Origin of the sequence: Streptomyces sp. NBC_01451 (assembly GCF_036227485.1) — a bacterium.
Taxonomy (GTDB): Bacteria; Actinomycetota; Actinomycetes; order Streptomycetales; family Streptomycetaceae; genus Streptomyces.
Genome location: NZ_CP109479.1, coordinates 136,771 through 155,570, shown reverse-complemented (window position 1 = coordinate 155,570; position 18,800 = coordinate 136,771). Strand labels below are relative to the sequence as shown.

Annotated in this window: 16 protein-coding genes; 6 read left to right on the top strand and 10 right to left on the bottom strand. The window is 68.4% G+C overall.

From position 1 onward, the window contains the following. Positions 1–9 precede the first annotated feature (9 nt). Positions 10–405 carry a hypothetical protein gene (locus OG595_RS00680; RefSeq protein ID WP_443072933.1) on the bottom strand — a complete coding sequence of 132 codons (396 nt, stop codon included), beginning with the start codon at positions 403–405 and terminating at the stop codon, positions 10–12. Positions 406–519: 114 nt separating this feature from the next. On the opposite strand from OG595_RS00680, the gene OG595_RS00675 reads away from it, so the two are divergent. After that, the gene (locus OG595_RS00675) at positions 520–4,941 is read left to right on the top strand and encodes a hypothetical protein (RefSeq protein WP_329266723.1); all 4,422 of its coding nucleotides are present in this window, start codon (positions 520–522) and stop codon (positions 4,939–4,941) included. Positions 4,942–5,100: 159 nt separating this feature from the next. Beyond that, positions 5,101–5,631 (top strand): hypothetical protein, encoded by a 531-nt coding sequence (locus tag OG595_RS00670; RefSeq protein WP_329266721.1) that lies wholly within the window; start codon positions 5,101–5,103, stop codon positions 5,629–5,631. Here OG595_RS00670 and OG595_RS00665 read toward each other — a convergent pair. Both OG595_RS00665 and OG595_RS00660 read right to left on the bottom strand, forming a co-directional pair. Further along, positions 5,594–6,424: an IS5 family transposase gene (locus tag OG595_RS00665; RefSeq protein ID WP_329266719.1), complete on the bottom strand. Its 831-nt coding sequence runs from the start codon at positions 6,422–6,424 to the stop codon at positions 5,594–5,596. The genes OG595_RS00670 and OG595_RS00665 overlap by 38 nt on opposite strands. 673 nt (positions 6,425–7,097) lie before the next feature. After that, complete coding sequence (locus tag OG595_RS00660) at positions 7,098–8,018, bottom strand: helix-turn-helix transcriptional regulator (protein ID WP_329266717.1); 921 nt, start codon at positions 8,016–8,018, stop codon at positions 7,098–7,100. A gap of 173 nt (positions 8,019–8,191) precedes the next feature. Here OG595_RS00660 and OG595_RS00655 point away from each other — a divergent pair, with 173 nt between their 5' ends. The 3 genes from OG595_RS00655 to OG595_RS00645 all read left to right on the top strand — a co-directional run bounded on the left by OG595_RS00655 (position 8,192) and on the right by OG595_RS00645 (position 12,070). After that, positions 8,192–9,538 (top strand): aldehyde dehydrogenase family protein, encoded by a 1,347-nt coding sequence (locus OG595_RS00655; RefSeq protein WP_329266715.1) that lies wholly within the window; start codon positions 8,192–8,194, stop codon positions 9,536–9,538. A 190-nt stretch (positions 9,539–9,728) separates the two neighbouring features. Then, positions 9,729–10,817 carry an alkene reductase gene (locus OG595_RS00650; RefSeq protein WP_329266713.1) on the top strand — a complete coding sequence of 363 codons (1,089 nt, stop codon included), beginning with the start codon at positions 9,729–9,731 and terminating at the stop codon, positions 10,815–10,817. Between the two features lie 398 nt (positions 10,818–11,215). Further along, on the top strand, positions 11,216–12,070 hold the full coding sequence (locus OG595_RS00645) for a DUF4394 domain-containing protein (protein ID WP_329266711.1): 855 nt from the start codon (positions 11,216–11,218) through the stop codon (positions 12,068–12,070). Between the two features lie 421 nt (positions 12,071–12,491). Here the strand turns inward: OG595_RS00645 and OG595_RS00640 are convergent, their stop codons facing one another. The 6 genes from OG595_RS00640 to OG595_RS00615 form a co-directional block, all read right to left on the bottom strand. Then, on the bottom strand, positions 12,492–12,779 hold the full coding sequence (locus tag OG595_RS00640) for a hypothetical protein (protein ID WP_329266709.1): 288 nt from the start codon (positions 12,777–12,779) through the stop codon (positions 12,492–12,494). Next, positions 12,776–13,171 carry a hypothetical protein gene (locus tag OG595_RS00635; protein WP_329266708.1) on the bottom strand — a complete coding sequence of 132 codons (396 nt, stop codon included), beginning with the start codon at positions 13,169–13,171 and terminating at the stop codon, positions 12,776–12,778. The genes OG595_RS00640 and OG595_RS00635 overlap by 4 nt, the downstream gene beginning before the upstream one ends. A gap of 270 nt (positions 13,172–13,441) precedes the next feature. Then, on the bottom strand, positions 13,442–14,014 hold the full coding sequence (locus OG595_RS00630; protein WP_329266705.1) for a hypothetical protein: 573 nt from the start codon (positions 14,012–14,014) through the stop codon (positions 13,442–13,444). Then, positions 14,007–14,576, bottom strand: coding sequence for an RNA polymerase sigma factor (locus OG595_RS00625; protein ID WP_329266703.1), 570 nt, complete (start codon positions 14,574–14,576; stop codon positions 14,007–14,009). Before OG595_RS00625 ends, OG595_RS00630 begins: the two co-directional genes overlap by 8 nt. Before the next feature lies 1 nt (position 14,577). Next, positions 14,578–14,811: a hypothetical protein gene (locus OG595_RS00620; protein ID WP_329266701.1), complete on the bottom strand. Its 234-nt coding sequence runs from the start codon at positions 14,809–14,811 to the stop codon at positions 14,578–14,580. Between the two features lie 584 nt (positions 14,812–15,395). Beyond that, complete coding sequence (locus OG595_RS00615) at positions 15,396–15,899, bottom strand: hypothetical protein (protein ID WP_329266699.1); 504 nt, start codon at positions 15,897–15,899, stop codon at positions 15,396–15,398. Positions 15,900–15,957: 58 nt separating this feature from the next. Between OG595_RS00615 and OG595_RS00610 the strand changes: the two genes are divergently transcribed. Then, on the top strand, positions 15,958–17,403 hold the full coding sequence (locus OG595_RS00610) for a UDP-N-acetylmuramate--L-alanine ligase (RefSeq protein ID WP_329266697.1): 1,446 nt from the start codon (positions 15,958–15,960) through the stop codon (positions 17,401–17,403). Here the strand turns inward: OG595_RS00610 and OG595_RS00605 are convergent. Beyond that, positions 17,400–18,788, bottom strand: a complete 1,389-nt coding sequence (locus OG595_RS00605) for a UDP-N-acetylmuramoyl-tripeptide--D-alanyl-D-alanine ligase (RefSeq protein WP_329266695.1) — start codon at positions 18,786–18,788, stop codon at positions 17,400–17,402. The two genes, OG595_RS00610 and OG595_RS00605, sit on opposite strands and share 4 nt — an antisense overlap. Between the last annotated feature and the right edge of the window lie 12 nt (positions 18,789–18,800).

Sequence of the window (18,800 nt, the reverse complement as noted above, 5' to 3'; positions counted from 1 at the left end):
GTGAAGATGTCATAGTCGAGCAGGCCATAGACGAACAGCCGCTGAAGCCGATCGACCGTACGGCACGCGGGCGTTCCCGACCCGCTCGACGTACGTCTTCAGCTTCGCCCAGCCGCGGGCCCAGTCCTGGCGTTCGGTGTCGATGACGTTGAAGGACACCCAGTCCGCGACCATCACCGGGTCACGCGGAGCGGCGAAACGGAGCAGCAGGCGGGATTCGTCCTCGCCTTCCTCGTGCGGCGTACCGATGTGCTGGGACGGTTGCGCGACGTCCTTCTGCGGCTCCTGGGGGATCGCCAGCAATTTGATTGCCTCTTCGTCGTGAGCGCGTAGACCTTTTATCTCAGGGAGGGCTGTCCGGTAGGCACGTTTGGTGTGGTGGAGCCTGCAGCCGTAGAGGGTCATGATCTGTTCATTTTGTAATGGTTTGCGTGGCTGTCGGTGGGTGGGAGTAGGGTCGCGTGGCGCGGTTCCCGAAAGGGTGAGAACCGATGGGATGTCGTGGGGGAGTGAGGCTGGGTGGGGCTGGCGGGTGGGGCTGCGGACAAGGCGGGTAACCGGTACGAGGACTGGTGGACCGCGCTGCGGGTGGCGGAGTTGCTGCGGGGGCGGGCGTCACGGATTCGTCTGGAGCCCCCGGGGCCGGCGGGCGCCGGGATCGAGTTCGAGTTCGAGGCGGACGACGGCACGTGGTGCGAACAGGTGAAGGACGTCCCCTCGAAGGGGCCGTGGACCCTGGATGCTGCGGGGAAGATCCTCAAGGCGGTCACGGGACATCTCGCGGAGGGCAAGAAGGTGCGCCTCGTACTGTCCACAGGGGCTCCTGAACTGCACGATCTTGCCCAGCGGGCCCGGGCCGCCGAAACACTCGCCGAGTTCGAGGGCATCATCACCAAGGCCCAGCTTCCCCAGTTCGTACAGGTGCTCGGGAACTGGTCTGTGAACGAGGTGCCGGTCGGCCGGGAGGTCGGCTGGCGGTATCTGCAGGCCGTGCACGTGGAGCACTACTCGCCGGAGGCGCTGCGCCGCCTGGTGGCCTCCGAGTATGAGCTGCTGTTCGTCGGCGATCCGGAAGTGATCGTCAAGCAGCTGCGTGGCTATCTCGACGAGCACCTGCACCAGCGCCTCACCGGCTCCCAGATCCGCAGCCACCTTTTGACCGTGCCGGGAGTACGCCCACGCCTGCTGGCCGGTGACACCGGAACGTTCACGGCGCTGGCCGGGACCGTCGAGCGCTTTGTGCGGCGCGTGCGGCGGGACGAGCCTGCGTTCGGGATGGCGGCCCGCCCGCACGTGGAGCAGTTGTATCAGCGCCTGATGGCCGAGGACGGCCCGCAGATCGTGGTCTGCGAGGGCGGCGCTGGCCTGGGTAAGTCAGCGGTCGTCACCGACGTCCTGGTCCGGCTGACCGAGCAGGGATGGCCGACGGCCGCGGTCCGGATGGACGGCGCCGACGCGAGCGTGCAGACGGCCAAGGATCTGGGGACCAGGATGACCCTGCCGGACTCGCCGGCGGTGCTGCTGGCTGGGGTCGCGGACGAAGCGCCGGCGCTGTTGGTGATTGACCAGCTGGATGCGGTCAGCACCTACAACGGAAGGATGTCGGACGCCTACGAGGCCGTGGAAGACGTACTTGCGCAGCTGGTCATCGCTCCGAACGTCAAGGTGCTCCTCGTAGCACGCACCGTCGATATCGACAACGACCGGAGGCTGTCCCGTCTGGTCGCGGACCCCGCCCGGGCAGTCCGGTTCCCCCTCAGCGTCCTGGACCTGGAACAGGTGCGGGCTGTCCTGTCCGCCAACGGGACGGATCCCGACAGCCTGGGGCTGGTGACGCTGGAGTTGCTGCGAACTCCGTTGCACCTGTCGATCTTCAGCCGGCTGTCGCCCTCCGCACGGGCCGCTTCGTACCGGACTTTGCAGGAGCTGTACGCGCGCTACACCGATGAACGGCGCGAGGAGATCGAGCGACAGGCCGCCGTGCTGGACTGGCAGGGGATCACGGGCACGCTGTGCGCGTCCATGAGCGAACGGGAAACGCTCCAGGCACCCGTGGCTCTCCTCGACGGTTTCGCCCGCCAGCACATCAAGGTGCTCGAATCGCACGGTGTGCTGGTGCGCGACGGGGAACAGATCGGGTTCTTCCACGAGACGTACTTCGATTTCCTCTTCGCCCGGTCCTTCATCTCCACCGGGGAGGACATCCACGATTTTCTGGCCAGTTCAGGTCAGTACCTGTTCCGTCGCGCCCAGACCCGGCAGATCCTCGAGCACCTTGCTGGCACGGACCGTGAACGTTTCCGCACCACAGCGGCCCGGCTCCTGGGCTCCGACCGGATCCGCCTGCACCTGCATGATGTGATCATCGCGGTCCTCGGACAGCTCGATGCCGCTCTGCCGGACTGGCAGGCCATCGAACCGGTCGCTTGGACTCAGGCTCCTGTGGCGGGCAAGGTACGAGGCCTACTCGCCCTGCCGCAGTGGTTCGACGCCGCCGACCACGATCAGAGGTGGGAACGCTGGCTGGGCGCGCCGCAGAGTGCCGATGCTGCGTTCCCTGAACTGCTGGCCGTCGCGCGCCACCGACCCGAGCGTGTTGCGGAGCTGGTGCGACCGTATGTGGGCACCACGCCACAGTGGGGACAGCGGCTTCTGCGGCTGATTGAGTGGGCGCTCACACCCGGCCTCATCGACCTCGCCGTCGACCTGATCGAGAGCGGACATGCGGATGAGGCGCGTGGACCCATCGCGGTGAACAGTGACTTCTGGTCACTCCCCTACGGCTTGGCCGAGACTGCTCCCGCTCCCGCTGCGCGTCTTGTAGGTGCCTATCTGCGGCGTCACCTTGTCCGAACGCGCGCCGATGGCTCCGGTGACCCCTTCGAATCCGGGCACTTGTCAACGCATTCGCAGGTTGCCGATACGGTCCTCTCCCGCATCGCGGAGGCCGAGCCGGAAGCCTACGTGAGCCAGGTCCTGCCCTTTGTCATCGACGTGGCTACGGCAGGCAGCACGGGGCGCACCGATAGCCACGCCCCCAGCGGCCGTTGGGCTCACCGCCTTGTGGGTGGCCACGGCGTCGACGCTGCGCTGCTGGCCGCCCTCGACGCAGCACTGCGCTCCCTGGCTGCCAAATCCCCGGCTGCCGCTGCGGACGCCTTGCAGCAACTGACTCCCTCACCGGTTCAAGAACTGCGCTTCCTCGCCTGCCGTGTCTACGCCGTCATGAACCAGGCAGACGAGGCGATCGCCTGGCTCCTGAACGATGAACGCAACCTGCGCCTGGGCTGGGTGGGCAGCGCGCGCTGGGCCTCGCGTGAACTCATCGAGGCAACCACGCCCCATTGCAGTGACGAGACGTTGGAGCGTCTGACTGCGATGCTGCTCGACTTCTACCCGGCGTGGGAACACCGACGGCAGAAAGGGCAGCGCAGCGCCTGGGGCTGGAGCCAGTACGAACTGCTGTCGGCGATCTGTCCCTCGCGCCGTAGTGACGCGGGACGCCACCGACTCGACGAATGGGAACGCAAGTTCCCTGGCCAGGTCCCGTCGCCACCGACACCAGTCCAGACGGGGTTCGTCGGCTCGCCGATCAGTGACCATGCGGCCCGGCACATGACCGACGAACAGTGGCACCGAGCCCTGGACAAGTACGCCCAGCCCCAACCCGAACGACCCTGGCCTCCTCAAGGGGGCGCTCACGAACTGGCCCAGACGCTGAGCCGCCGCGCGCAACAGGAACCCGAGCGCTTTACCAACTTCGCCTTCACACTTGGCTCGGACGCACCAGCCGCCTACTTGTGCGCGATTGTGGAGGCGGTCACGCCTCACCTGGACGCCGACCGCTGGGAGCAGTTGGCTCTCCACACCCACCAGACCCTCGGCCCCGCCGCCGCGCCCACATTGTGCCGCGCCCTGCAGTCGGCTCCGCAAAACTTCACTGCTGCTTCGCTGCCGGCCCTCGACAGCTACACCACGGATCCCCACCCCGAGCAGGACATCCGCGACGCCGATGCCAAGGGAACCCGAACGGATCTGCTGACCGCCGGCATGAACGCCACCCGCGGCCAGGCAGCGCTCACCGTTGCCGCCCTGCTCTTCCACGGCAGTGAGCACCTGCACGCCTTGACGCCCCTGGTCACCCGCCTCGCCAACGACTCTGTGCTCGCTGTTCGAGTCTGTGCCGCCCAGGCTGTGCTGGCCCTGATGAAGCACGACCCTCAGATTGCGCTGGACACCACCGAGCAACTCCTGAACCACCAGGACGCCAACGTCTACAACGCCTCCACCACCCAACGGCTGCTCATCAACACACTGGTCCGTGAATCCTCACGTTTCGCTGCCCACCTCGCCCGGGCCCTCCAAGGGCCGGGCGATACGGCCGAACTCGCCGGCCAGTCCTGGGCTGTTGCCACCATCCAGGGATGCCTCACCCCAGACCTCCCCAACAGCACGCACGAACTCAACGCCCTCGCCCGCCGTGGGGCGGCAGCAGTCTTCGCCGACAACATCGACCACTACCCGCACCTTGTCCCGCTGTTCAACGACGTAGTTCCCGACGTGCGAAAGAACGCCTCTCAGGGCATGCGGCAGGCATTCGACCTGCTTCCTGCGCAAGCCGACGAACTCGTCAGGGCTTTCCTCGACAGCGACGCGTTCCCCGACCACCTCGAACATCTGGCCTTCGCTCTCTACGACCACACCGGCCCCCTTCCCGCCGTGGCTATTGACGCCTGCGAGCGCATCGTCCAGCACGCGGGCAGGGATCTCGGCGATCTGAGAACCCACCGAGCAGCGGACGGCCACTACCTGGTCTCGGCGGTCCTCCGCCTCTACCGCCAAAGCCCGCGGCCTCAACGGATTCGATGCCTGGACGTCATCGACAGGCTGTCGCAAGCGGGCGCCTACGGATTGAACGCGGCTTTGGAGAACGAGCGCTGACCCGACGAATGCCTGGCTCTGGTCTTCCCGAGAATTATCTGAGAAGCCGTTGTCTTTCCGGGCGTGAGCTTTGAGTTCCCGCTGCTCAGGCATGGTTTCGGTGTGCCCGCGGGAGGCTTGGGCCGTTCTGTTCGTCGGGGGACGGCAAGGAGGCGCCCGGTGGCTTCGGTGATGGGCTTGTTGGAGGAACGTGAGACCGCTGCCCGGGTGCGGGTGGAGGAGCTCCGGGCGGAAGCGGACCGGGTTCTGGCGGAGCTCGGCGAGGCCGAGGCAGTGCTGGAACGGCGGGTGATCGCCCGGGGCGAGCTGGCCGAGGCTCTGGCCGCTCCCGGGATGGTGATCGAGGAGCCCGTTGTGGATCCGCGGGACACGACGTCAAAGGCACCGGCGGCGAAGGGCGGGGCGCCGGTTGCTGGGTCGATCGTGCCGCGGCGGCGGGAAGGCGCGACGGCGGAGGCGCTCGCGCCGGACTACCGGCGGATCGTGGAACTGCTGGAGGCCGAACTCCACGTTGGCGGGGCGGGGTTGATGGCGAAGGAGTTGACGGCCCGGCTCGGGCTGGAGTTGGTGCCGGCGAAGATCGAGGGGGTGCGGTCGAAGGCGAAGCGGCTGGTCGAGCGGGACTGGCTGACCCTCACGCCGTCGGGCCGGTTCATGCCGCGAGCGTCTGTTCCCGACGCGGCGTCCTGACCGTCTGGCCAGTGGCGGCGGTGCGGGCCAGACGCCGGGCCATGAGCATGCTCGCCGAGAAGTAGATGAACGCCTCGCTGCTGGCGGGCAGCGTCTCGTAGTCCCGGGCCAGACGCCTCGTGCGCAACAACCACCCCAGGCTTCGCTCCACCACCCACCGTCTCGGCAGCACCACGAACCCGGTCATGTCGTCACTGCGCTTGACGATCTGCAGGGTGAGCTGGAGTTTCTCCCGTGCCCAGTCCACCAGTTGGCCGGTGTAGCCGCCGTCGGCCCACATCAAGCTGACCTTTCGGAACCGTGTCCGCAGCCGGGGCAGCATCATGCGGGCGGCCCGGCGGTCGGTGACATCCGCGGCGGTCACCAGGACCATCAACAGCAGGCCGAGGCTGTCCGTGATGACGTGTCGGCGCCTGCCGTTGATCTTCTTTCCGCCGTCGTAGCCGCGTGAGTTGGCGGGCACCGACGCGGCACCCTTGACCGACTGCGAGTCGATGATCGCCGCAGTCGGCTCCACCTGTCGGCCCTCGGCCGTACGGACCTTGCCACGCAGCCGGTCGTGCAGCTCCCCGACCAGGCCGTTCTCCCGCCACCTGCGGAAGAAGGCATAGACGCGATCCCAAGCGGGGAAGTCGGCGGGAACCGAGCGCCACTTGATCCCGTTGTCGGTGACGTAGAAGACCGCATCCAACATCTGCCGGTGGCAGTAGCCCTCCGGTTGCCCGCCCCGGCCCTCCAGCCAGGCCGGCACCGGCAGCGCATCCCGCACCACCGTCCACTCTGCATCCGTCATGTCCGACGGATACCGCCGCACCCTGTTCGGACGGTCGCCCGCGTTCCCGAACCGGTGCGCGAGGCAATCACACGACGACACGCGGGAGTTGGACGGGACGAGGACCGTCACGCAAGACTGGAACAACAGGGCCTCCTGGTACTCGAGTGGCGTCGCAACCCCGAGCTACCAGGAGGCCCTGTACTCATGCATCCACCTGGCCAAGATCACCCGCCCAGGCACCCTGTTCGATCAGAACCGACCTCATGATCGATAGGAATACGGCTTCTTACCGACCTGGGTTGGTGGGGGGAGGGGAGAGCACCGGTCTGTGCTGTGTTCTTGGTCTGTATGGGGAGGCTGTCCGCCGGCTGGCTGTCGGAAGCGGTGTCCTGTGCAGTGGCGGCTGTGTTTTTCTGCTGTCCCGCGGCGGCAGGCCCGTGCCGCGTGGGCCGTCCTGTATCCGGTACTCCCTGCCGTCGCCGTCGCCGTCGCCGTCGCCGTCGCCGTCGCCGTCGCCGTCGCCGTCGCCGTCGCCGTCGCCGTCGCGGTTGCCTGTGGCTTGCTGGTCTGGGTTGGTGGGGGAGGGGAGAACGCCGGTCTGCATCGCACTCTTGGTCTGTGTGGGGAGGGTGTCCGTCGGCGGGTCTTCGGAGGCGGCGCCCTGGGCAGTGTGGGCATCAAGGGGAGTTGATCAAGCCGTGTGTGGTGATGGTGTGCCTGTTCCCGCCCGGGTGGCGCCTGTGCCCCAGCTGGCCAGCAGTCGCAGAGCCTCCGCGGAGGGGGTGTTCGGTTCGGCGTGGTAGGTCACGAGCATGTGTTCGTGGGCGTCGGCCTGGTGGAATGATTCGAGGCGGAGGTCGAGTGCGCCGACCAGCGGGTGGTGCAGGCGTTGGATGCCGTGGCATTTTTCTTTGACGTCGTGGGTGGCCCACAGCCGCCGGAACTCCTCGCTCTTGACGGAGAGTTCGCCCACCAGCGCGGACAGTCGGGGGTCGTTGGGGTGGGAGCCGGCGTCCATGCGCAGCTGGGAGACGACGTCGCTTGCTTTGTGCTCCCAGTCTGTGAACAGGGTGCGGTACTCGGGCTTCAGGAAGACCAGCCGTGCCCAGTTCTGCTCCCTGGGCGGCAGTTCGCCAAAGTCGCCGAAGACTGCTGCGGCCATCGGGTTCCAGGCGAGGATGTCCGAGCGGCGCCCCACGAGGATGGCAGGAACTCCGTCCATGGTGTCCAGCAGTGTTTGCAGGGGACCTCGCACCTGCTGGGCGCGGCCGGCCGGCTTCTTGTGCTGTTTCGGCTTCGCGAGGTGCGTGAGGTGGGTGTGCTCGGCGTCGCTCAGTCTGAGGGCGCGGGCGATGGCGTCGAGGACTTCGGGTGATACATGCTGCCCGTTGCCCTGTTCCAGGCGTGTGTAGTACGCCACGGACACTCCGGCCAGCTGTGCGAGCTCTTCGCGGCGCAGGCCCGGTACGCGCCGGTATCGCCCGTAGTCCGGCAGTCCTACGTCTTCGGGCTTGAGCCGGGCGCGTCGGGTGCGCAGGAACTCACTGAGTTCGGCACGCGGGTCCAGAGTGCCGGCGGCCAGCTCGTGCACCGGTTCGGGGTGTTCGTCCATGTCGTGAGTATCTCCGGTCGTACGCACACCTTCCTGACCCGGCCAGTGGTAGGCATCGCGCACGTACGCAGGGCCGTGGCCTGGGTGGATGCCGGATCGTCCAGGACGCTGGCCACTGTGCCCGGCTGGAAGACGGCCGGGGCGTGGACTGGATCAGGAACGGAGTACATCCCATGAGCGCAGTACAGGGGATCGAGTCGAGGACGTACCGGAGCGAGACGGCCGCGCAGGTGGTGGGCCGCCTTCGGGCGACGTTCAACACCGGCGTCACCCGTCCGTTGGACTGGCGTGTCGACCAGTTGCGGCGGCTGCGGGCGCTGCTGGTGGAGAACGAGCAGGAGCTGATCGATGCGCTCTGGGCGGATCTGAGGAAGAACGCTGCCGAGGCGAAGACGCAGGAGATCGACTTCACCGTTGCCGACATCGACGAGGCACTGGCGAACCTCGAAGGCTGGCTTCAGCCTCGCCCGGTGGAGGTTCCCGCCCGTTTCGGTCCCACGACCACGGCCTACACCACGTACGACCCGCTCGGGGTCGTGCTGGTGATCGTTCCGTGGAATTTCCCGCTGCACCTGCTCATCGACCCCATCATCGGTGCGCTGGCCGCCGGGAATACCGTGGTGGCCAAGCCGAGTGAGATGTCGGTGCACACCTCGGCTCTCGCTTCGCGCCTCCTGCGCCAGTACTTCGACGCCGATGTGCTCACTGTGGTCGAGGGAGGCGCCGAGGAGACCACGGCCCTCCTGGCGCAGCGTTTCGACCAGATCTTCTACACCGGCAATGGGACGGTCGGCCGGATCGTCATGGCAGCGGCGGCCAAGAACCTCACCCCCGTCACGCTGGAGCTCGGGGGCAAGTCGCCGGTCGTCGTGGCGCCGGACGCCGATGTGGAGGAGACCGCGAAGCGGCTGGTCGGCGCCAAGTTCGGCAACGCGGGGCAGCAGTGCATAGCCCCTGACTACGTTCTGGCGGATCCGGCCACCGCCGCCGCACTGGTTCCCGCTCTGCGTGCGGCGGTCGACGCCCAGTTCGGCTCCACTCCGCAGACCGCGGCCGGCTTCGGCCGGATCATCAACGAGCGGCACTTCGACCGGCTCACCGCTCTGCTGGACTCCGGCCGGGCGGCGGTGGGCGGCCGGCACGACCGCGACGACCTGTTCATCGCGCCGACCGTGCTCACCGATGTCGACCCCGCATCGCCCGTCATGCAGGAGGAGATCTTCGGTCCGATCCTCCCCGTCGTCGAAGTCGAAGACCTCGATGCCGCCATCGCCTTCATCAACGAACGCGACAAGCCCCTCGCCCTCTACGCCTTCACCACTTCCGAGGCCGTCAAGTCGCGCCTCGTGAACGAGACGTCCTCCGGCGGCATCGCCTGGGGCCAGCCGGTGATGCAACTGCTCATGCCCGGCCTGCCTTTCGGCGGCGTCGGCGAAAGCGGCATGGGCCGCTACCACGGCCGGTACTCCCTGGAGACGTTCAGCCACCTCAAGGCCGTCGCGGACGTCCCGCTCAACTAGCCCCGCGCTTACCCGAAGCAGGCTGTCCGACTGGTGAACGGCACAGCAGAAAGCGCCTCTGACCAGCGGCATGAGGACTGCTGAGGTCTCTGTTCTGTCGATCACCAGTTCCCCGGCAGCCCGCTGGACCGTGCTGCCGCCTGCCTCGTCCCGCCCCCTGACCCGTTCTTCAAAGGAAAAGGAAGCTGCCATGACCACCGCGTTCGACCCGATCGGCCTGAGCGGCAGGACGCTCGCCAACCGCATCGCGATGGCACCGATGACCCGCAGCCGCGCCGATGCACCCGCCGCCACGGCAACGGAGCTGATGGCCACCTACTACGCCCAGCGCGCGAGCGCCGGCCTGATCATCACCGAGGGCATCCAGCCCTCGGCCGGCGGCCAGGGCTACACCAACACCCCCGGCCTGCACTCCGCGGCGCAGGTCGACGCCTGGCGGAAGGTGACCGACGCCGTCCACGCCCAGGGCGGCACGATCTTCGCGCAGCTGATGCACACCGGCCGGATCAGCCACCCCAGCCTGCTGCCCGACGGACTCCTGCCCGTCGCCCCCTCCCCGGTTACGGCGGCGGGCCAGGTGTTCACCTACCAGGGCCCCCAGGACTACGTCACGCCGAAGGAACTGGACCCCGACGGCATCGCCCGGACGATCGCCGACTACGCCGACGCCGCGCGCCACGCGATCGCCGCCGGCTTCGACGGCGTGGAGATCCACGGGGCGAACGTCTACCTGATCCACCAGTTCCTCGCCCCCAACACCAATCTGCGCACCGACCGCTGGGGAGGCGCCGCCGCAGGCCGGGCCCGCTTCGGCATCGAGGTCGCCCGGGCCGTCGCGGAGGCGATCGGCGGCCACCGCACCGGCTTCCGTATCTCCCCCGGCAACCCCTACAACGACATCGCCGAGACCGGCCCGGCAGGCGTGCTGGACACCTACACCACCCTGACCGCAGGACTCGCCCGGCTGGACCTCGCCTACCTGCACCTGGTCGAGAGCCCGGACCGCGACCTGACCGCCCGGCTGCGCAAGGACTGGCCGACGGCGTTCATCCTCAACCCCTTCACCCACCCCGCCACCACCGGCCCTGGCGCACTCGCTCACATCGCGGACGGCACCGCGGACATCATCGCCTTCGGTGCGCTGTTCCTGGCCAACCCCGACCTGCCCGCCCGCCTCGCGGCCGGCGGCCCCTACAACACCCCCGATCCGGCGACCTTCTACGGCGGCGACCACCACGGCTACACCGACTACCCGCCGCTGCCCGCCGACAGCGCGTGAACCGAAAAAGGGGGGGCCTGTCTCCCCTACGGTGGTCACGGATGGTCAGGGAAAGAACGTCTGGTTGAGCGGCGCGGGTGCTCACCCAGGACCTCGCTTCCTGCCCGGGGGTGAACCCATGGCCCGGGTGTCGGCCTCCAGCCCGAGCCGGTCACATCACGACAACCAGCGAAAATGTCACCTTCCGTCACCGCCGGACGTGGGTCGGGGGTGTTGGCGTGGCACGCCTCACGGTTGTCGGGTTGTCGGGTTGGTGGGTTGGTGGGTTGGTGGGGTGCTGTGGGGTGGGCTGTCCGGGTGGTTTTCGGTGCTGGCGCCTGTCCGTGGTGGTGGTGGTGACGGATTGCTTTCAGAGACCTCGGCGGTCCTGTTCGAGGCGTGTGAATCTGGGAGTGAACATGCGTAAACGCATCATCGCTGTGGCCGGTCTGCTGGTGGCCGCTTCGTGTGCCGGGCCGGCGCTCGCGGCCGGCGACACCGCGGCTGGAGTCAAGCAGGCCGGGTTGTCGGCGATCGGTCTCACGAGTGATCAGCGGCTGGTCGTGTTCGATGTCCGTCGTCCCGCGGGCGTCTGGTCGCTGGGCAGGGTCTGGGGACTGTCCGGGGACACCAGGCTGGTGGGGATCGATTTCCGGGTGCAGAACGGAAAGCTGTACGGAGTCGGTGACCGGGGCGGCATCTACACCTTCAGTACCCGCAACGCGCAAGCGATGAAGGTGTCGCAGCTGACGGTCGCCCTGTCCGGGACCGCGTTCGGGGTCGATTTCAACCCGGCCGCCAACCGGCTGCGGGTCGTCTCCGGCAGCGGGCAGAACCTGCGGCACAACATGGACGACCCGGCCGCCCCGCTGGCCACCACCGTCGACGCCACCCTCACCAACCCCACCACCCCGCCGTCCACCGCCATCGGCGTGACCGGCGCCGCCTACACCAACAACGACCTCAGCACGGCGACCGCGACGACCCTGTTCGACCTGGATACGATGGCCGACCGGGTCTCGGTGCAGTCCCCGGCCAACACCGGCACCCTCGCGCCCGCCGGCAGCCTCGGAACCGACGCGGACCCCGACGCCGGCTTCGACATCTACTACGACCCGGCCACCGGGACCAACCAGGGCTACGCGGTCATCAAGACCACGGGGACCTCCCGTCTGTACCGCGTCAACCTGCTGAACGGCAAGGCCACCGACAGCGGCGCCTTCCCGAAGAAGTTCCAGGTCACCGACCTGGCACTGCCCATCAACCAGCGGTAGCCCCTGAGCCCTGACACGCGGAGTCCGGCAGGAGGCCTGAGAGGGGGCTGCCCCCTCTCAGGCCTCCCCAGCACCCTGCTCGTCGCGGGCGGCCGGCATCAGGTTCCCCCCCGAGATACGGAGTGTGCTGACAGAGGGGCAGACGGTTCTGACGAGAGGAACACCGGCCATGGCCGCTCCCGGAAAGCACTCGCTGGAGTTGCGTGAGCGTGCGGTGATGTACCGCACCTCCGGGGTGGGTCACTTCAACCGTTCTGGCTCACGTCGGGTGGTGATGGAAGGTGATGTTGGATGGTGTTCGTGATGTGTCCGGCCCGGGTGGGTGGCTGGTGTTCGGGTGGTGTGTTCGTTCTGGGTGGGAAGTGAGGTTCCGGGGGAGTGCTTACGCGGTTCAACCAGGGGTCTGTTCCGTGGCTGTCCGTCACTGCCGGATGTGGGTTGGGGTCGTTGAAGTGAGATGCTGCATCAACTGGCGCAGCAATGCGCGTTCTTGCTGTTCGGGCAGTCCTTCCAGCTCGTGATGGGCCGTGCCCCGCGCCGGGTCGCCGGCCGGCGTTGTGGCGAGGCGTTCGGGGGCATTGCGGGTGGCGGCATGCGCATCTGGCCCGGGCAAGGTGTCGTGGGGTTTCGTCTGGGGCTCTTTTTCGGTTCTTCTTGCGGTTCGTTCGGTTGGTACTTCCGGATCTACGCAGAGGAGCTCTTTGGTCACGGGGAGTTGGCGCGGCGGGCGTCCCCGTCATGGCGGGCGGGGGTGAACCGTCCCGGCGGCGGGTCCTCGTCCAGCCAGCCCCGCTCCACCAGACGCTTCAGTTTCCCCCGGGTCCCGTCGGTCTTCGCTGTGGTGGCTTCCGGTCCGATCCGCGGCTCGGTCTGTTTGGCCTGCAGCGGATTGGGAGCGTCTGCGACGATCTCGACGATGTCCCGGTACACGTCCGGCAACGCCTGAGCAACCAGGTCCTCCCGCCACGGCGGCACCGCCATCATGCCAATGCCGTGCGGTGCCGGCGTTTCCTTGGGTTCCAGCCCATCGTGCGCTCCTACTTCTGGTGCTGCCTGCGCGGCCGGCGGCTCTGCCAGCACCTGCGCGGTGACCCTGCTCATCCTGTGGCGGGAGACCCGCCGCTGGCGCCGGCGGCGGGTCTCCCGCCGGTGGGCCCGAATGGTCTTCCGGAACCCGCCGTTCGTGAACTCGCGGACGGCACGGTCGTCTCGGAGAAGAACACGCCGCGGGCCTCCTGGCCGGCGGCGTGCCCTGTCTCCGGTTCAGCCCCCGCGTCCGCGACCGCCCGGGAGAGCGCCGCAGGCCACACGGGCTCTGCACGCAGGCCGATGGATCCGTCTGTGCCAGTAGCCCCGAGCGCAACTCGGCGATCAGCGCGGCGAGGAAACAGGGCATTCCTCATGGTCGTCGGAGTGATGGAAGAGGACCAAAACCGCTTCCCGGGCCTGCGCCCATGCTGCATTGACACTCGCAAACGTCCGGGCGCTTTCATACCCGGAGACAAGATCCAAAACTTTCCCTACGAGATCGAGTCGGCGCAGTGCTTCTTCCCTGGTCAAGGCCCTGAGCTTCAGGAGCCTGGACAACTGAGCGACCTCGTTCATGGCATATGCCGTGCCGGAGGCGGCCGCCATGCCGTCAGCTACGAAGTGCCTGGAGAAGGCATCCAATTGCGCAGAAAGGGCCTCCAGGGAAAGCAGGGCTCGCGTTACAGGGTTGTTGTCGCAGTGGCCGGCCCCGTCCCTCTGCCACGGCAGCCCATCCGACGGCATCAGCCGGCGGGGCGAGACCCGAGCGATGCCGGGGCCGCCAGGGGAGTGTCGCCCGGTCTGAGCGACGCTGATGGCCTCCAGGAGCTCGGCGTCGGTGGACGCCAGGATCTGGTCCAGCCGGTCGTCAGCCGCAGTACGGTCGTCGTCCAGGTCATGCGGGAAGTCACTCACGGGTCTCTCCCTCCTCAAGGCCGAGATTGATCTTTAGCTGACGTCGGGCGCGGTGCAGGTTCTGTCGTACGGCAGCGGGAGTCCGCCTGAGCGCGGCCGCGATCTCTTCGGCGGTGAAACCGTCCAATGACCAGGCGAGGACATCTCGCTGTGCGGGCGGCAGCTGACGAATGGCGTCAATGACGGTGCGGCTCTCCTCGGACAGCGCCAGCTTGGCGACGGGGCAGATGCCGCCAGGCATATCTGGTACCTCGCCGGTGGACTGCTCCCGCCGGTCGTTTTGCCGCCAGTAGAACCGCAGGGCCGCCGTACGCAGATAGGCCCCGGGATACTCCAATCTCGTCCAGAGATCAGGAAGCACGGCGAGGAGAGCTTGGTGCGCGGCGTCGTCGGCCTCGAACTCGCTCGCGCCCTGATACATCAGAAACTTGGTCAAGAGCTTCTTCTCGGCAACGTAGAAGGTGTCGAAGTCCTCACGGTGCACGGCGGGGGACGGCACGAAGGACCGCACCTGCTGAGGGCGCGGCCCGGTGTGCCCGGCCGGAGCCGGTAGTTCGCTCATGTCAGGCTGCCTCGCCGCGCGGGAGTTTGATGGTCACGCGCCGACCGTCGGGCAGAATCTCCGTGATCTCGCTGCCGGGCGGCAGATGGCCGATCGTGTCGATCGGAGTCTCCCGCTGCTGCTCAGCCCTGCGGATCTCCCTCTCCACACGGCGCCAGCACGAACGCGCGCTCATCCAGGTGTACACCAGCCGCAGCGCTCCGGCCGCAGCGGCGAACCCTGCGGTGATCGTCACGGGCTCCATACGAACTCCCCAAGTCGTCGGCGCCTCCCGAGGCGCCGTATTACCCCCTTAAGCGTCCAGTCCCAGGACTTGTGACATTTCGCAGGTCAGCGACGTCAGCTACCACACAACAACAGCGCACCGCAACGAGATCGCTTCCCGCTGCTCTCGCTGCGCCCAGATTCCTGACACGCCGGGCACCGCAGCGGACCGGGGGGTGGGATCCGATTGGCGAGGCCCGTGAGGCAGACAGATGCCGGTGGAGAGCGAGCGAGGGTCGACTGCAGCCTCGAGGCGCCGTCTTGAGCCCGAAGACCGCCTCGGTGCCGTAGAACACGAAGGCGACCACGGAGAACAACACGGTGATGGTCTCCATGGTGGTGCCGGGCGTCTCCGAGACCACGCTCGCTTGTACCTCTGCCAGAGCCACTTCCCAGAGCCACGTCGACGTGTACGCCGGCACCGCTGGCTGTGCTGTGCGTGCCGGGCCGCGAAGTCGTGAGTGTGTGCGGGAGTTGGGAGGGGTCCTGTCGGGCGTGAGGCGGAGGCTGGGGAACATCCTGTGGGGGGGCGCGGGGGTCGGGTTCGGTGGCTGTTCAGGTATCGGAGAGTGCGGTGTGGAGGAGTGCGCGGGCGTAGTCCTCGGCTGGCATGTTCGCGGCTGCGGCTTTGGCTTGGAGGGTGTGGTGTTGGGTTTCTCCTATGGAGATGTGGAGGCTGTGGTCCGCAGCGATGCCGAGTAGTCGCGGTGTGTAGGGCTGGGTGAGGTGTTCGGTCAGGAGGGTGGCGAGGAGTTCGGGGACGGGGTGGCGGGGTTTTTCGCCGTGGCGGATCCATCGGCTGACCCGGGAGCGGTCGACGGCGATGCCGCGTTGTCCTGTTTGTTCGGCCCGGTGGTTGATGCGGCGGGCGGTTTCGCTGTTGTTCCAGCCTGCCTGGGCGAGGGCGAGTGCGAGGGTGTAGTTCGGGTTTTTCAGTGTGTGCCGTCCGGGTGGTGTGGGCTGGCAGGGGGGCGTGATCGTGTTGCGGAGGGGTTCGCAGCACCGCGGGTCGTAGACGGTGTGGGGGGCCGGGCGGGACGGTGGTGGTGTGCCTTCCACCAGGTGGGCGTGTGGTGCTTGGTGAGGTGGCTGGGGCCGCCTTGGAGGAGGGTGTGTCATGGCGGAAGCCGCAGTCCCTACGATCACGCCGACGGTGCCGGCCGGTGGTCCGGTGGATGTGAGGCGCCCGTATTTCGTGGGGATCGGCGGCCTGGGCATGCTGCCGGTGGCGCGGGTGTGTGCCGAGCGGGGATACATGGTGTCGGGCAGTGATGTCCGGGTGTCGGAGGGGCTGGAGGAACTGGTCCGCTGTGGTGTGGTGGTGCACACCGGGCACGCGGCCGGGCAGGTCCCGGCGGACGCGACCGCGGTCGTGTTCACGCATGGAGTGGGTGAGGACCATCCCGAGATCGCACAGGCGCGCCGGCGCGGTATCCCGCTGGTGCACCGGTCGGCGGTGCTGAACGCGTTGATGGCGGCCGACCGTGCGGTGGTGGCGGTGCTGGGGACGCACGGGAGGACAAGTACGTCGGGGATGCTGGCGTTCTCGCTCGCCCGCATGGGGCAGGAGCCCTCGTACGTGCTGGGTGGCGACCTTGATGTGCCGGGCAGTGGCGGATGTGCGGGCAGGGGTGGTTTCTTCGTCGCGGAGGTCGACGAGTCGGACCGCACTCATATCGGTGTGCGGATGGGCGTGGCGGTGATCACGAGCATCGGGCACGGCCACGTGGAGAACTATGCCGCGGCGGTCGACCACGTCGGCGCCTACGAGCGGTGTGTCCGTACCGGTCTGGACGTGCACGGCACGCTGGTGCTGAGCGCCGACGATCCCGGATGCCGGGAACTCGCCTCCCGGCTGGCCGCGCGGGGGGACGGGCCCCGGAGGGTGACGTTCGGCCTCTCGTCGTCCGCGGACTGGCGGGTGAGTGAGGCGGTCAGTACGGGCGGGAGCACCACGGCGGTGCTGCACGGTCCGCGGGGTAGGGAGTTCGATCTCGTGCTGCGGGTGCCCGGCGTCCACCAGCTCCTGAACGCCGCCGCGGCCGTCGCCACCCTGCACACCCTGGGCCAGGAGGGCGACCTGGCCGTGGAGGCCCTGGGCTGCTTCGACGGTGTGCGGCGGCGTATGACGCTGTCGGGGGAGGCGGCCGGGGTGCTGGTCTTCGACTCCTACGCCCATCATCCCGACGAGGTGGGCGTGGATCTGGCTGCCGCGCGCTGCCTGGTGGAGGCCGGCGGCCGGGTGATCGTGGTGTTCCAGTCGCCTGGCCAGGCCCGGCTGGACATGTTCGGCGATGCCTTCGCGAAGGCGCTGGCCGGCTGTGACCGGGTGGTGCTGACGGACAGTGGTCAGGGCGTCGTCGCCGGGGCGCTGGAGGCGCTGGCCGCCCGCATCACCGGTGCGGGCGGCAGCGCGGGGCATGTGGTGCCCGACCGGGCGCAGGCCGTGGTGTCCGCTGCCGATGGGGCGCGGTCGGGTGATGTGGTGATCCTGATGGGGACCGGTGACATCGTCGAGTCGGGGCCGCTGCTGCGGGCCGCGCTGGCCCCCGCCGCGGCCTAGGCGCCGGTGGGATGGGGGCTGGGCTGGAGCAGCGCGTCGGCGAGCTGCTGCAGCTGGACGTCCCGGCCGGCTTTGATCAGGACGACGTCGCCGGAGCGCAGGGTGTTGCGCAACAGGTCCAGGGCGGTGTCCTGGTCGGGCAGGTGGAGGGCTGTCCCGCCGCTGCTGCGCACGCCGTCCTGCATCCATCCGGCTTCGTCCTCTCCCACCAGGATGATCTGGTCCAGGTCCCGTTCGGCGGCGTGGCGGCCGATCTCCTCGTGGGAGGTGCGCGCGTCGTCGCCGAGTTCGTTCATCCGGCCCAGGACGGCGATGGAGCGCTGGTCGCGTCCGCCGGTCATGGAGGCGAGTGCGTTCAGGGCGTGGCGCATCGAGTGGGGGTTGGCGTTGTAGGCGTCGTTGACGATCGTGACGCCGTCGGCGCGGGTGGTCGTCTCCATCCGCCACCGGGAGCGCGGGAGGGCCTGGGACAGGCGTGCGGCGCTCTCCTGCACGCGGAGTCCGGCTTCGCGGGCGACGGCGGCGGCGGCCAGGCTGTTGGGAACCTGTACGTCGCCGGCGGACTGGAGGTGGACGGGGGCGCTGCCCTCGGGGGCGGTGAGGGTGTAGGAGGCCCGGCCCTGACCGTCGGTGGTGACGTCGACGGCGCGGACGGTGGCCTGTTCGCTCAGCCCGTAGGTGACGACCCTGCCCCGGGTGCGCAGGCGGATGGCTGCGGTGAAGTCGTCGTCGGCGTTCAGGACGGCGAGTCCGTCGGGCTGGAGGGCTTCGACGATCTCGCCCGTGGCCTGGGCGATGTTCTGCCGGCTGCCGAACTCGCCGAGGTGTGCGGTGCCGACGTTGGTGATGACGCTGATGTCCGGCGGGGCGATCCAGGTGAGGTCCCGGATGTCGCCGATGTGGCGGGCTCCCATCTCCAGGACGAGGTAGTCGGTGGTCTTGTCGCCCAGGGTGATGGTCAGCGGCAGGCCGGTCTCGTTGTTGAAGGACTGCGGGGTGCAGACCACGGTGCCGGGCAGCACCTGGGCGATGAAGTCCTTCGTGCTTGTCTTGCCGGCCGAGCCGGTGACGGCCACCACCGTGGCGGTGGCCAGGGGGTCGTGGAGGAGGGCGCGGCCGAGGCGTGCGAACGCGGTCAGGACATCCTCGACGACGATCGCGGGGAAGCCCACGGGCCGGGTGACGAGGGCCGCGACCGCACCGCCTGCGATGGCGGCCTCGACGTAGTCATGGCCATCGGTGTACTGGCCCTTCAGCGCGACGAACAAGGCTCCGGGGACGATCTCGCGGGAGTCGACGCGGGCGGGCTGCGTGACCTGGGCCTTGCGGTCGAGGACATTGGCGAGCCGGCCGCCGACGACGGCGGCGATGCTGGTCAAGGACATGGGATGCAACGC